The organism is Pseudoalteromonas sp. SCSIO 43095 (assembly GCF_023650455.1).
Taxonomy (GTDB): domain Bacteria; phylum Pseudomonadota; class Gammaproteobacteria; order Enterobacterales; family Alteromonadaceae; genus Pseudoalteromonas; species Pseudoalteromonas tetraodonis.
On the sequence record NZ_CP087995.1, the window covers coordinates 1,131,903 to 1,145,087 of the forward strand.

11 protein-coding genes are annotated in these 13,185 nt (G+C 41.0%); 5 read left to right on the plus strand and 6 right to left on the minus strand.

Annotation, left to right across the window (positions count from 1 at the left end; translation table 11 throughout):
• Position 1: 1 nt before the first annotated feature.
• Both greA and LOC50_RS05445 read left to right on the plus strand, forming a co-directional pair.
• On the plus strand, positions 2 to 478 hold the full coding sequence (greA, locus tag LOC50_RS05440) for a transcription elongation factor GreA (protein WP_010388635.1): 477 nt from the start codon (positions 2 to 4) through the stop codon (positions 476 to 478).
• A gap of 170 nt (positions 479 to 648) precedes the next feature.
• Positions 649 to 1,707: a S66 family peptidase gene (locus LOC50_RS05445; protein WP_250653756.1), complete on the plus strand. Its 1,059-nt coding sequence runs from the start codon at positions 649 to 651 to the stop codon at positions 1,705 to 1,707.
• 44 nt (positions 1,708 to 1,751) lie between these two features.
• Here LOC50_RS05445 and LOC50_RS05450 read toward each other — a convergent pair whose 3' ends face one another.
• The gene (locus LOC50_RS05450) at positions 1,752 to 2,408 is read right to left on the minus strand and encodes a nitroreductase family protein (RefSeq protein WP_069439608.1); all 657 of its coding nucleotides are present in this window, start codon (positions 2,406 to 2,408) and stop codon (positions 1,752 to 1,754) included.
• A 126-nt stretch (positions 2,409 to 2,534) separates the two neighbouring features.
• Between LOC50_RS05450 and LOC50_RS05455 the strand changes: the two genes are divergently transcribed.
• Positions 2,535 to 3,476 (plus strand): LysR family transcriptional regulator, encoded by a 942-nt coding sequence (locus LOC50_RS05455; protein WP_069439695.1) that lies wholly within the window; start codon positions 2,535 to 2,537, stop codon positions 3,474 to 3,476.
• Positions 3,477 to 3,496: 20 nt separating this feature from the next.
• Here LOC50_RS05455 and LOC50_RS05460 read toward each other — a convergent pair whose 3' ends face one another.
• From LOC50_RS05460 to LOC50_RS05470, 3 genes are all read right to left on the minus strand, one after another.
• Positions 3,497 to 4,387: a dienelactone hydrolase family protein gene (locus tag LOC50_RS05460; RefSeq protein ID WP_250653757.1), complete on the minus strand. Its 891-nt coding sequence runs from the start codon at positions 4,385 to 4,387 to the stop codon at positions 3,497 to 3,499.
• A gap of 128 nt (positions 4,388 to 4,515) precedes the next feature.
• Positions 4,516 to 7,665 (minus strand): efflux RND transporter permease subunit, encoded by a 3,150-nt coding sequence (locus LOC50_RS05465; RefSeq protein ID WP_250653758.1) that lies wholly within the window; start codon positions 7,663 to 7,665, stop codon positions 4,516 to 4,518.
• A 3-nt stretch (positions 7,666 to 7,668) separates the two neighbouring features.
• The gene (locus LOC50_RS05470; RefSeq protein WP_250653759.1) at positions 7,669 to 8,844 is read right to left on the minus strand and encodes an efflux RND transporter periplasmic adaptor subunit; all 1,176 of its coding nucleotides are present in this window, start codon (positions 8,842 to 8,844) and stop codon (positions 7,669 to 7,671) included.
• Between the two features lie 171 nt (positions 8,845 to 9,015).
• Here LOC50_RS05470 and LOC50_RS05475 point away from each other — a divergent pair, with 171 nt between their 5' ends.
• Positions 9,016 to 9,279, plus strand: coding sequence for a YkgJ family cysteine cluster protein (locus tag LOC50_RS05475; RefSeq protein ID WP_008109286.1), 264 nt, complete (start codon positions 9,016 to 9,018; stop codon positions 9,277 to 9,279).
• A gap of 464 nt (positions 9,280 to 9,743) precedes the next feature.
• On the opposite strand, the gene LOC50_RS05480 is transcribed toward LOC50_RS05475, so the two are convergent.
• Positions 9,744 to 11,597: a TonB-dependent receptor plug domain-containing protein gene (locus tag LOC50_RS05480; RefSeq protein ID WP_250653760.1), complete on the minus strand. Its 1,854-nt coding sequence runs from the start codon at positions 11,595 to 11,597 to the stop codon at positions 9,744 to 9,746.
• A 202-nt stretch (positions 11,598 to 11,799) separates the two neighbouring features.
• Here LOC50_RS05480 and LOC50_RS05485 point away from each other — a divergent pair, with 202 nt between their 5' ends.
• Positions 11,800 to 12,306, plus strand: a complete 507-nt coding sequence (locus tag LOC50_RS05485; RefSeq protein ID WP_036982396.1) for a peptide-methionine (S)-S-oxide reductase — start codon at positions 11,800 to 11,802, stop codon at positions 12,304 to 12,306.
• A gap of 5 nt (positions 12,307 to 12,311) precedes the next feature.
• On the opposite strand, the gene LOC50_RS05490 is transcribed toward LOC50_RS05485, so the two are convergent.
• Positions 12,312 to 13,124: a hypothetical protein gene (locus LOC50_RS05490; RefSeq protein WP_033103309.1), complete on the minus strand. Its 813-nt coding sequence runs from the start codon at positions 13,122 to 13,124 to the stop codon at positions 12,312 to 12,314.
• Positions 13,125 to 13,185 lie beyond the last annotated feature (61 nt).

A 13,185-nucleotide genomic window follows, 5' to 3' on the forward strand; every position in this document is an offset into this window, starting at 1 on the left:
TATGCAATCAATTCCAATGACAGTTCGTGGCGCAAAATTATTGCGCGATGAACTTAACGAATTAAAAACTGTTACCCGTCCAAAAATTGTATCTGATATTGCTGATGCACGTGAACACGGCGACTTAAAAGAAAATGCTGAGTATCACGCTGCGCGTGAGCAACAGGGTTTTTGTGAAGGCCGTATTCAAGAAATTGAAGCAAAACTTTCAAACATGCAGATGATTGACGTAACAAAGATGCCTAATACAGGTAAAGTGATTTTTGGTACTACAGTAACCATCGTTAATGTTGAAACCGACGCTGAAGTTAAATATCAGATTGTTGGCGATGATGAAGCAGATATTAAAAGTAATTTAATCTCTGTTAATTCACCAATTGCTCGCGGCTTAATTGGTAAACAAGCGGATGACGCTGTGATTATCAAAACGCCAAAAGGTGATGTAGAGTACGAAATCATTGAGGTTGAGTATATTTAATTAGTTAACTCACTTTAGCGTTTTATAAAAACCAGTGCTTAGCAACAAGCACTGGTTTTTTTATGCTTGGTTTTTATATTTGATTTAAATACCGGTCAATTATTATTCATTGTTTGTAAATGTAGGCTATGTTGTTATGGTAGTAACCTATTCTTCAATAAGGAAATAATATGGCAAATATACTGTATCCAGCACCTTTAAAAATGGGATCTAAAATCGCCGTGTGTTCTTTATCAGCGGGGATCAAATCAAAATATCACCCACGGTTAGACATCGTCATTAACGGCTTAAAACAAAAAGGTTATGAGGTTGTTGAGGGGGAGTTTTTACGTCAAAACGAACCGCGAACTCAGCTAACAGCCAAGCAGCATGCCAAGCAACTAATGGACTTTTTATTAGATGATGAAATAGATGCGATTATGCCGCCAATGGGCGGAGAGCTGGCAATGGAAATATTGCCGTTACTTGATTTTGGCGCAATTAAAAATGCCAAACCTAAATGGTTGGTGGGTTATTCAGATGTCAGCACGATTGCCTGTGCACTGACAGCAAAATGTAATTGGGCAACACTGCATAGCGCCAATTTAATTCAGTTACACCCCGATGAAAAAGACCCATATTGTTTACAAATTTTTGAAAGTCTAAGTTATGAGGCTAACAGTGAGTTTGAGCAAGCCCCCTCTGTTTATCACCAGCATAGTAAACCTGATTATGCACAAAACCCAAACGCATTATTTGATCACAGCGTACCCACCCAATGGCAATGTTTAAATTACACCGATAAACGCAGTATCGAAATGTCAGGGCGATTGTTTGGTGGATGTCTTGATACGGTTGGACTGTTGCTCGATTCGCCTTTTTTGGCACTGCATGAGTTTAAAAAGCACAGTGCCTCGCAAGGTATTGTGCTTTATTTAGAAAGCGCAGAGCTCACGCCTGCGACGGTTGCACGGTTTTTATTGTCACTCAAATTAGCCGGTATGTTTGATGATATAAACGGGGTGATTATTGGCCGCCATGTAACCTTACAGGGGCAAGATCTGGGGTTTGATTATCGCCAAGGCTTAAATGCCGCTTTTGGCGGGTGTTTATTTCCGGTGATCATTGATGCCGATATTGGTCACATCCCTCCTAATTTAAATTTAATCAATGGAGCTTTATGCACTGTTACCGCAGATGTTGATCAGGGCAAAGTTATTAGTGCGTCTGTGGTCACAAAACTAGCCTAGTAAAGTAAGCTGCTCACTAACAATTTATAGTGAGCAGCTTTGACTTATAAAACCTGAATTACTTGTTCTTTGCTTAAACGTGATTTTGGCAGCTTAGCATTGTAGTCTTCTTCTGCATCATGGTAACCCAGCGCAAGTGCTACATCACACACATAGCCGTCTAATTCGCTTGCAAACTCTTCACCAATCAGCTGTGCATCAACGCCTTCCATCGGCGTGGTATCAATCCCCAAGCGCGCTGCTGCATGCATAGTATTGCCTAAAGCAATGTAGGTTTGTGCTTTGGTCCAGGCGGCATTATTACCTTGCTCATCGGTATTTAAATCAACAAACGCAAAAGCGCCAAAAGCTTGCTCGCGGTTTTCTTTTTGAGTTCTGCCATTCTTTATATCGGCATCAATTACGTGTCCGTAATCTTCACGAGTATATTGCGGATTATGAGCAAATAAAATAATGTGCGACGCCGCTTTAATGTGTGGCTGATTAAATTGAAACTTATTAGCAAAGGTAGTGTGCATACGCTCTTTTGCAGCGTCTGATTCAATCACTACAAATTTCCAAGGCTGCGAATTAATTGACGAAGGAGAAAGACGCATCGCGTCATACAATACCGCTAAATCGTCTTGAGAAATGTGCTTTGTCGCGTCGTAACGTTTAGCAGTATGGCGGCTTTCAAGGTCGCGAATAATAGGGTGAGTCATAGTCTCTCCATAATAAAAAGGGCTAATAAACAGTGTTCACTGAGTGTATTAGCAACATAATACAATTTGCTTTATTTAAAATAAACAGCATAATTATTGAATTATTATCAAATAAAAATAGATAATATGCAGATTAATGACTTAAAACTGATTTTAAAAGTAGCAGAGTGTCGAAGTATTACTTTAGCTGCTGCTAAGTTAGATATGCGCACAGCAACCGCCAGTGCGGCTATTAAGCGCGTAGAATCAGCCCTTGGCTGTGAATTATTTATTAGAACAACTCGGCACTTGCGTTTATCCAGTGCAGGGGAGCGATACATACCCCAATGCGAACAAGCGCTGGCTGTACTTGAAACGGCGAGGCAAAACCTCAAAGGAGAACATGATGCTATTGAGGGAGAATTGCGGGTGGCTACTTCATCTGATTTAGGGCGCAACCTAGTGATCCCCTGGATTGATGACATTATGGATAGGTACCAAAGTGTGAGCTTGCGTACGCACATTAGCGATAGCAATATCGATTTTTTTCGTGATTCGGTTGATATTGCACTGCGTTATGGCTCCCCAAGTGATAGCAGTGTTTATGGATTTAAAATTTGCAACGTACCGCGACTACTCTGTGCTACACCTACCTATTTAGCTAAATATGGTGAGCCAGAACACCCTGATGATTTAGCGCAGCATCAAGGGTTATTTTATCAGCTGCAAGGTATTATCAATAATGTATGGGAGTTTACCGATGGCCAAAAAAAATACAAAGTAAAAATGCAGGGCAGACGTGCCTCAAACGATGGCGATTTAGTCAGGCGTTGGTGTTTAGCAGGCAAAGGTTTAGCGATTAAATCGGCGTTAGATATTGCCGATGACTTATTAAATAAACGCGTTGTGACTGTGATGCCTAACTATCAGCACACCCAAGGGGAGCTGTGGCTTATTTGCCCAAGCCGACAATCGATTACTCCCGCTGTACGACTACTACGCGATGTGTGCAGAGAAAAAACCGCTCACTTATTGAACCAGCTAGTAAAGCAGGGAATTGTTGATAAACGTGTATTAATTAACGAGTAACAAATTCACGCTTAGTAATGTTAACTTAAGTGGTTATTAAAAAACGCTAATGTACGCTGCCATGCAAGTTCGGCATTTTTTTCATCGTAGCGGCCAGTTGAATCGTTATGAAAACCATGATTTTCGCCTTCGTACATGTGCATAGTGTAATCAACATTGTTAGCTTTTAAGCTCTGCTCATATTCAGGCCATGTGGCGTTAACGCGTTTTTCAAGCTCGGCTAACTGAATCATTAATGGCGCTTTAATGTTTTTATGTAAGCTTTCACTTGCAGGTGTACCATAAAAGGGCACGCCCGCAGTTAATAAATTACTGTCTACGGCAGCTAAATAGTTAACAATATAGCCACCAAAACAAAAACCAACGGCACCTAATTTACCATTACTATTTGGATGCGCCTTCAAAAAGTGCGCGGCGGCAACAAAATCATTTTGTATTTTAACGCGATCCATCGTGCGTTGCATGGCTCGACCTTCATCGTCGTTGCCTGGATAGCCACCTAGTGGGTATAACGCATCACGTGCAAAAGCAATAAACCTGGCTTTAGCTAGTCGCCTTGCAACATCTTTTACATATGGATTTAAGCCGCGATTCTCGTGTACTACTAATACAACAGGTAGTTTGCCTTGTGTATTTGTTGGAATCACTAAGCAGCCTTTGCCTGAACCATGGCCATTAGGCGAATCAAATTTTTGGTAAGTGGCTTTTATGTCATCGTCGTTAAATGAGACTTGCTCGGCTTGTGCGTAATTAGGTAATAATGCACCTGTAAGCACCGTCATTGAAAAGCCCAATGCGGCTAAGCCACCAAGCTTTTTCATAAACGTGCGTCTATCAATTAAACCGTGAGCGTATTCGTCATACCAATCAAATGCTTCCTGAGGAATGTGTTCGGACTGAGGGGAATTCATAGTTGTGCCTTATTTATTATGATTATTAAATACCATAACGTAAAAGGCATAAAAAACGAGCAGTTTAATGTATAAATAAAAAGCTCGGCATAATAATACCGAGCTTTTTGGTTGGGATTTTACTTAATTTAGTGATTTATCGTTGCTGGTTGGCCATCGACTAGGGCATCTTTACCGCGCCATTTGCGGATCAGGCGTTTTGCATCTTCAAGCGCAACATACTGACACGGTATAAGAATAAGCGTTATTACCGTGGCAAACAGCACACCAAAAGCGAGCGATACCGCCATCGGTATTACAATTTTTGCTTGTAAGCTGGTTTCCATAATAATCGGCATGACCCCAATAAAGGTGGTGATTGAAGTTAGTAATATGGCTCTAAAGCGACGTGCACCGGCTTGCATTACCGCTTGTTTTATTGCCACACCTTCAGCACGCGCTTTGTTTACAAAATCTACCATCACGAGTGAGTCATTAACCACCACACCGGCTACCGCAATAATGCCAAACATCGATAAGCTGCTCATGGTCATACCTAGTACCATGTGGCCAAACATGGCACCAACCACACCAAATGGAATGACCGACATAATAATTAATGGTTGCGAGTAAGAGCGCAGAGGAATAGCCAATAATGCAAAAATTATGATCATCGATAGCGCAAAGTCACGTAATTGCTCATCAGCGCTATCCATTTCCTCTTGAATACGGCCAGCCACATTACTTTGCACCCCTGGATAGTTTTTAAGTAATGAAGGTAAGTACTCATCACGAATTTGTTGTGCAATCGCAAATGGCTCTACTTGGTCAGTATTTACCGCAGCCCATACGTTTACTGTGCGTTTTGAATTTTCACGGCGAATACGATTAACCCCATCAACTAATGAAATATTAGCAACTTCACTTAATGGTACTTCAGCGCCTGTGGGGGTGATAATACGTACGCTGTCAATATCGCTGATTGAGTTACGCTCATCTTCTGGGTAGCGGATCATCACTTTGATTTCTTCACCTTCGCGAAGAATACGTTGTGCTTCTAAACCGTAATAACTAAAGCTCACTTGTGAGGCCACATCGGCAAGGGTAAGCCCCATGCTGTAAGCAAGTGGTTTTAAATCTAGCTGTACTTCATCGGTAGCGCTTTGCATTGAGTCATTAACATCGCCTACGCCTTCCATACTTTGCAACTTGGTTTTAAGTTTACCAGCGACTTCTTTAAGTACTTGTGCATTTTTACCTTCGAGTTTAAAGCTTACATCGCCATCGTCTCGACCCCCGTTCATAATACTGTCTTGAATGGTTAGGGTTTTAACGCCCGGTAAGTTAGGCATTTGTTCGCGCCATAATGCACTCAGTGCAAAGGTATCAATGGGGCGCAGGTCGGGTTCAACTAAAATAGCCATAATGTTTGCTTGCGTTCGCCCACGTAAACTAACTGATAAATCGTGAATCATCGGTTTACCGTATTGCTCTTTGAGCTGGTTATCAACGCTCATTATTAGCTGCTCTATTTTTTTAGCTGTCTCAAGCGTTGCTTGCTCAGAAGACGCTAAGTTCATTTCTATATCAATGCGTGGAAAATCATGCGGTATTTTAGGGTTAGGCACAAATTTAACTAAACCACCGGCAAACATTCCCGCACTGACAATCAGTAAACACATAAAACCGACAATTACGGTATAGCGATAATGAATGCAGCGGCCAACAAACGGGGTGTAGTAGTTATCAACAAAACTTTTTAGGCCGTTATCCATTACTTTACGTGCACGGTGAAGCGGGTTTTTTGGATTTGCTTTACGATCTTTCATTGCCGCAATATGTGCCGGCAAAATAAGTTTTGATTCAATTAGTGAGAAAATTAAACATAAAATAATCACCCCACCAATGGCTTTAGAAAAAGCCGCACTTGGGCCTGTGGCAAGAGTTTGCGGTAAAAATGCCGCAATAGTGGTAAGTACGCCAAATGTTGCTGGCATTGCCACGCGCTTTACGCCGCGTACTACGTTATCGAGTGTATGGCCATGTTTTTCTATTTCAGCACTAGCAGATTCGCCCACAACAATGGCGTCATCAACCACTATCCCAAGCACCAGTATAAAGGCAAATAACGAGGCTAAGTTAATGGTGACATCTAAAAAGCCAATTGGCATAAACAAAAAGGCACCTAAAAATGACACAGGTAAACCCATCATTACCCAAAAAGCTAAACGTAATGGTAAAAACAGCGCTAATACCAACATAACTAGTAAGCCACCCCAAATCATATTGTCGACCATCATATCGAGGCGACCTTCGAGGTAGTAAGTTAAATCAACAATAGGAGAGAGCTTAACACCTGCAGGCAGTTGCGATTCTTTTTCAGCCATATAGGTTTTAAGTACTTTAGCAACATCGGTAATATCTTGATCTTTGGAGGCGTTTACTTCAAACGACAATGAGTTTTTACCATTGTATTTTGAGTATTGTAGGCCTTCTTCAAAGCCATCATTTATAGTGGCAACATCACCTAAATATACTTGCGCGCCATCGGCAAGGGTGATCAGCGGTAGCTTTGCAAACTCGCTACCACGGTAGGCTTGTTTCTCAACGCGCATTGAAATATAGCCATTTTCAGAGCGAATTTGCCCAGCTGACATATTGGCAGAAAAGCTTTGCACTGCACTGGCAATATCTCTAAACGTTAATCCATAAGCACGCAGTTTATCAGGGCTTACTTCAATACCAATTTCGTAATTAAGGCCACCATTAAAGTTAACTAAATTAATATTAGGTAGTGCCTGAAGCTCGTCTTTTATATCGTTTCCGAGCTCTTTAAGTTGGTAGTTACTCATGTCACCGTAAAGCGCAAGTATCATTACTTCTTGTTTGTACTTATCGCGACGAACAATAGGGCGCTCCATACCCGCAGGAAACGTATTAATTGAATCTACTTGTACTTTAATTTCATCGAGTACTTCTTGCGGATCAAACTGCTCTTCTATTTCAATCCATGCTTGTGAAGAGCCTCTATTGGAGTAGGTGATAAGGCGCTTTATTCCCTCTATACCCTCAAGGTTCTCCTCGACTTTTATGGTAATGCCCTCCTCAACCTCTTGCGGGGCTGCGCTAGGGTATACCGCGGAGACACTGATCCAGTTACTTTCAAATTGTGGAAACATTTGTTTGCGAATAGTAAACGCCGTTAAAATGCCACCAATAAGTATAAATATCATCAATAGATTTGCTGCAACAGGGTTGCGCGCAAACCATGCAATTAGGCCTTTTTCACGTGTAGACATAAGTTACTCCTGTTTCAATGCAAGTTGAGTAACGTCTGGGGTTGTTACAACGTCTTCAATTTTTACCGCCATTCCCTCGGTAGGGTATTCAAGGGCAGAAGTAATTAGCTGTTCACCTTCATTAAGCCCTTGGTCTGCGATCACCATGCCGTTTTGTTCACGTATAATATTGAGAGTTTTAAACGACAGAGTTAAATCGTCATTTAATATCGCAATTTTATTTTCTTTGACTAAATGATGTGGCACAACAATGGCGTTATTAACTGCACGACCTTCTATGCTAGCGTTAACATAGGAGCCAAAACGCAATGGTTGAGTTTTGTTAGCATATGGGGTTGGTAATTGTGCCACTAAGTAGCTCATACGGCTTTTTTGATCTATCACCCCTTCACTGCGTACCACTTTAGCCTGCCATGTGGTTTCTTTGCCCGCGAACTGCGCACTAAATAACACTGTTGCACCAATACCGCCATTATTTAAATATTGCAGCTCTTTATCGGCAACCGGTAAACGTACTTCAGCGACCGAAGTGGCGCTGAGTGAGCCAAAGCTATTACCTGGATTTACAACAGAACCCAAACTAATGCTACGCGCGTTTATAATTGCATCGTAGGGGGCTTTAATATAAGTGCGTTCTAAATTACGTTTAGCACGTTTTACACTTGCTTGTGCTGAGCGATAACGCGCCATTTTCTCTGCTAATTGCGGTTTACGTAAATAAAGCGCAGAAGCGGTAATATCGCTTGAGTCTGCTTTAATGCGTTCCCATTCAGCTTTAGCAACATGCGCTTGAGCACGTTCAATCTCAAGCGCTGAACTTGCTTGGGCGAGCCCAGCCTGGGCTTCAATTAAATCAGCTTCGTAATCATTTGGGTCAATTCGTGCTAAAATATCTCCTTGCTTTACGAAGGCACCTTCAACAAATTGCCCTGCAACAGAAATAACTTGGCCACTTACCTGAGCAATCAGCTCAGTGCGGTCTTTAGGTTGCACAATACCGTACGATTTAACATCGAGAGTGATTGCATCAAGGTGAATAGGTTGTGCTGCAACCAATGGGCGAGTATCTTGATCTGGTTTTTCTTCTGGTGGTTTTTTCATTGCTGAAAAGCCCGCTGCAAGGGCGATGCCACCAACAAGGACCGCGATAGGGAGTATTATTTGTTTTTTAGTCGCCACAGGGCATTCCTTCATAAATTGTGCTGATGGGCTAATGATACGCAATAAAGTGTTTACAGTGTGTTTGAAGATGTAACAAGTCATTGCATAATGCGGTTGCAAATAGAACAAATCGCTCTGTTTTTATGCAAAACAGCAACAATAGAATTGAAATTTATTACTGAGGTTATAATGAAAACACAATCAATGGCGTGCCGTTTAGGCTGTGGAGCATGTTGTATTGCACCAAGTATTAGCTCGCCAATACCGGGTATGCCAAATGGTAAAAAGGCCGGAGAACGTTGTATTCAGCTAGATGAGCGTAATTTATGTAAGCTATTTGGTGATGAGTCGCGCCCTAAAGTGTGTAGTGATTTTAGCGCCACTTTAGATGTATGCGGGACAACCAATGAACATGCATTAACGTTAATTACAGAATTAGAGCAATTAACCTAATTTATTGTATTAAATACACATATATTTACAATTTATACGCTTGAAAAGTGTAGACACGTACTTTTTGTTTCTAAAAGTGGCACTAAGAGAATGCAATTCCGTATCCACTTAGCATTGTCGCTAATGTTTTTTCTCATTCAATTCTCTTTGTTCATACGGTTTTAATGATAAATGTACAACAAGGGCGAAGAGACGCTGCGCTTTAAGAGTAAGTGACTTAGACACAAAATCACTTGGTTTAGTGAGTCGTGTTTTTCTCACTTTCTTCTCATTCAATCCTCTTTGTTCATACCGTTTTTAATGATAAATGCACAAAGAGAGCGAAGAGGCGCTGGGCTTTTAGAGTACGTAAAGTAGGGTGAGCTGTGGTATAAAATTTTTAAGTCAGTTTGTTGCTAGTCTGTTTATTATTTCAATTTAAAAAACACGCTCAGCGTGGGATACACCCTCGCCGAGCTAAATTGTTACCAGCTATACGTGGCGCTTAGCGTATATTGCTCACCGCGACCCGGCGTGCCTGGAATTTCTTCAAACGACTCATCCCACAAGTTATCAGCTGCAAGACTGATAAAGAAGTTAGGCAGGGCTGGTGGAGTTATTTTTACTGTCAGTTGAGTAAATAACGCCTCGTCACCTGAACGACGTAGCGCATTGTTATGCTGTTTACGCCATTCATTATCTACTCGAAACTCTAACATATCCGTCGGGTTCCAAATTGCACCGAGCGTTACACGATGATCAGGAAAGTTTAAGGCGTAAAAGCTAGCATCAATATTTTCAGCGCCGTAGGTTTCTGTTTTATGTAAGTAGATATAGCTGGCAATAATTTCTGCGTTATCAAATTGCTTAGTGGCTAAAAACTCAAGGCCTGTGGTATCAATATCAACAGGCTGTGCAAATCGTGCTGAGCTTGAATTAAAGTTAAATGTCCAATCGGTTAGGTTGTTATCTTTACGATAAAAAAGCGCGGAGTTAAGCTGCCAGCTATGTTGCTCAAGCAATAAGCCCAGCTCTAAATTTTTAGTGGTTTCGCGCTCAAGATTAGCGTTACTTCTGAACAACCCACCAGTCTCGCTGCCACCAATAGCAGTATAACCGGCTACTTGGCTTGCCTCAGCATAAGACAAATACAATGTACGCTCAGTGCCATCGTTATTTTGGGTATTTAAACTAACATCACCAATTAACGATAGCTCAGAATCATCACGACTGGTGTTATCAAACGCAGCCCCTAAACGCAACGTTAGTTGCTGGTTGCTTGCTAGTGCTGTTGTGTATTCAGGCAATACACTAAGCTTAAAGTAGTTACGTGAAGTAAAGTTATTTTCAAGGGTGGTGGAGTCAATACTGTCTTCTATATATTGCGCCGAGTAATTAACCGCAACTGACTTTGTTTGCGTATGACGACCTGAAATAGCCAGTGATGTTACTTGTGTTTCATGAAATGCTTGGAACGCGCTTTGGTTCTCTCTTGAATAAACATAATGGTCGTTATGCTTGCGGTAATAAGCCGATACTTCAAATTCACTGTTGGTAGCATAGGCTTGCTTATGGTTGAGCATCCATAATTGGGTTTCTAAGTCTTCGGTTTCATTTACACCAAAGGGGGTATAAAGGTTTGGCCAACCAAAAAACTTTTCTTGTAAGCCGTAAAATAAATCAGTTTGTGAATCGCTCCCGGTTAACTGCACTCTTCCAGAAGTACGGGTAAAGTCATGATCGCCAAAATCAATTGAACCATCACTTTGTGAGTGCGAATATTCACCTTCAAAACCAATACGCCAATTAGCGTTTGCTTCAATTGGAGTACTCACACCTGCATGAATTGTTTGTAGGTTAAAGTCATTTGAGCCAGCGCCCAAAGAGACACTGCCACCCGTTGTTATTGGTTTCCAAGTAAACGACACAGTACCTACCGAGCTATTCATGCCATAAAGTGCATTATCGGCTCCGGTTAATACGCTGGCACCCGTTAGCATTTGTGGTGCAATAGGAATTTCTGCAAAGTAGTGACCAGACTGCGGGTCTAGTAGAGTTGCACTGCCGACTCTAAAGCCGGTATTTTCAAAAATACCCCCGCGTATCGTTACATCAGCTTGTGCTTCAGCCATATTGCGTGATTGCAAGTCAACACGCGGGTCGTACTCTAAATTTGAAATAGGCGAATCAAATGTACCAACAGGTAATGTATTGGCGGTGGGTGACGCCTCAATTGTTATTTGTTCTATGGTTGCTGTTTCTTTACTCTGCTCTGCATAAGCAACAGTTGAAATACTGGCTAGTACGGCCGGTATTATAAGGTGCGGGGCACGATTCATATCATTACTCTCATTTTATGCAATGGCGCTAACAATTAAATACCTATCATTTTTTATCACATGATAAGGTAAGCTCACTAAGCTAGGGTGATTTTGGGCGCTATTGTACATTAATGATAAAAAACTGCATTTGATAATCAAATCTAGCGTTACAAAATAGTAACTCTGCATCCTATAAATTATTTACATTGGTCACTTTATTATGCAAACACAACAACCGAGCCATTCATTAAATCAGCACACACTTTATTTTGCTGGTGGTTGCTTATGGGGCGTGCAAGAATTTATGAAGTATTTACCTGGAGTAGTGACTACTGAGGCGGGGCGTGCCAATGGCACCAGTAACACAACACAAGGTGAATACGATGGCTATGCCGAATGCGTGAAAGTTACCTTTGATAGCCAAGAAGTGACCTTAAATGAATTAATCGGCTATTTTTTTGAAATTATTGACCCATACAGTATCAATAAACAAGGTAACGATGTAGGCGAAAAATACCGCACCGCCATTTTTAGCCAAGACAGTAATCATTTAAACATCGCCAGAGACTATATTAGCCAGCGGGACGATGCAAAAAAAATAGCGGTACAAGTAGCGCCATTGACTAATTATGTCCCTAGCGATCCCGAGCATCAAGACCGTTTAACCAATCACCCTGATGATTATTGCCATATCCCGCTTGATTTATTGCACAAGTATAAATCGTGATAGCTTTAAGGGTACTCAGGCCTTTCAAAACGATATAATTTGAACGAGCCAGTTTGAAGTGTTGTGCCTTTGTGGTTTGAGTACATATAGCCTTTAAGTTCTCGGTTGTCTTTATGAATAATTAGCTTATTTGCGAAAAGTGGGTGGCTGGTGGTTATTTCCAATATCCTCTCTTTTTCTTGAATATCTTGTGGCATAAAAGAGGTGCTAATTATGTCATTGGTCCCATTTGTAAAATAATTGAAATACGACTTTTTATTGGGGTGAAATTCAATACTTGCTAGTTCTTGCTTGCCGTCTAAATTTAATAATCCTACCCAAAAACCATGTAGGCCCGTCTTTTCTATAGCAGCTAACTCATCTATTTTAGAGCGGTATTTACCTATAAATGTACGAACGGTAGATTGCCCTTTTTGTTCTTCCAATCGGTACGTTTTTGACATTACAAAATTATCGTCTGCATTAGAATAAATTTCTAACACCTCGAATGAATTATCTAAAAAGGGGCTTAAAATCAATGTAAATTGCAGATGTTCTTTATTAGGGCTAACAAGTTTGATAGTGCAATTAATGCGACTGCATTTGATATCATTATTGCTAAACGCAATTGATTTATTTCTATAAAATGCATTGGCGATACTTGCTATTATTAAACGGTGTTCTCCGTTTTCTTTAATTTCCAGTACATTGTACTCAAAATGATCTTTATAAATTCCTTGCCATATACCAGGCTTTAACTGTAGTTGAGTGCCGTACGCATGGAACGCACAAAGCAGGGGTAAAAATAAGCTAAGGGTTAGGAGCTTTTTAAATGTCACCGAAAAATTCCTTTTCTCACAAAAAAGCCCGCGAGCCTGCGGGCTTTTTAAATATTAATTA

What these genes read in the sequence shown, in the direction of transcription:
- LOC50_RS05465 (WP_250653758.1), bottom strand. Translation starts at nt 7,665, where the DNA reads ATGTCTACACGTGAAAAAGGCCTAATTGCATGGTTTGCGCGCAACCCT.
- LOC50_RS05455 (WP_069439695.1), top strand. Translation starts at nt 2,535, where the DNA reads ATGCAGATTAATGACTTAAAACTGATTTTAAAAGTAGCAGAGTGTCGA.
- LOC50_RS05450 (WP_069439608.1), bottom strand. Translation starts at nt 2,408, where the DNA reads ATGACTCACCCTATTATTCGCGACCTTGAAAGCCGCCATACTGCTAAA.
- LOC50_RS05485 (WP_036982396.1), top strand. Translation starts at nt 11,800, where the DNA reads ATGCAAACACAACAACCGAGCCATTCATTAAATCAGCACACACTTTAT.
- LOC50_RS05445 (WP_250653756.1), top strand. Translation starts at nt 649, where the DNA reads ATGGCAAATATACTGTATCCAGCACCTTTAAAAATGGGATCTAAAATC.
- LOC50_RS05480 (WP_250653760.1), bottom strand. Translation starts at nt 11,597, where the DNA reads ATGAATCGTGCCCCGCACCTTATAATACCGGCCGTACTAGCCAGTATT.
- LOC50_RS05475 (WP_008109286.1), top strand. Translation starts at nt 9,016, where the DNA reads ATGAAAACACAATCAATGGCGTGCCGTTTAGGCTGTGGAGCATGTTGT.
- greA (WP_010388635.1), top strand. Translation starts at nt 2, where the DNA reads ATGCAATCAATTCCAATGACAGTTCGTGGCGCAAAATTATTGCGCGAT.
- LOC50_RS05460 (WP_250653757.1), bottom strand. Translation starts at nt 4,387, where the DNA reads ATGAATTCCCCTCAGTCCGAACACATTCCTCAGGAAGCATTTGATTGG.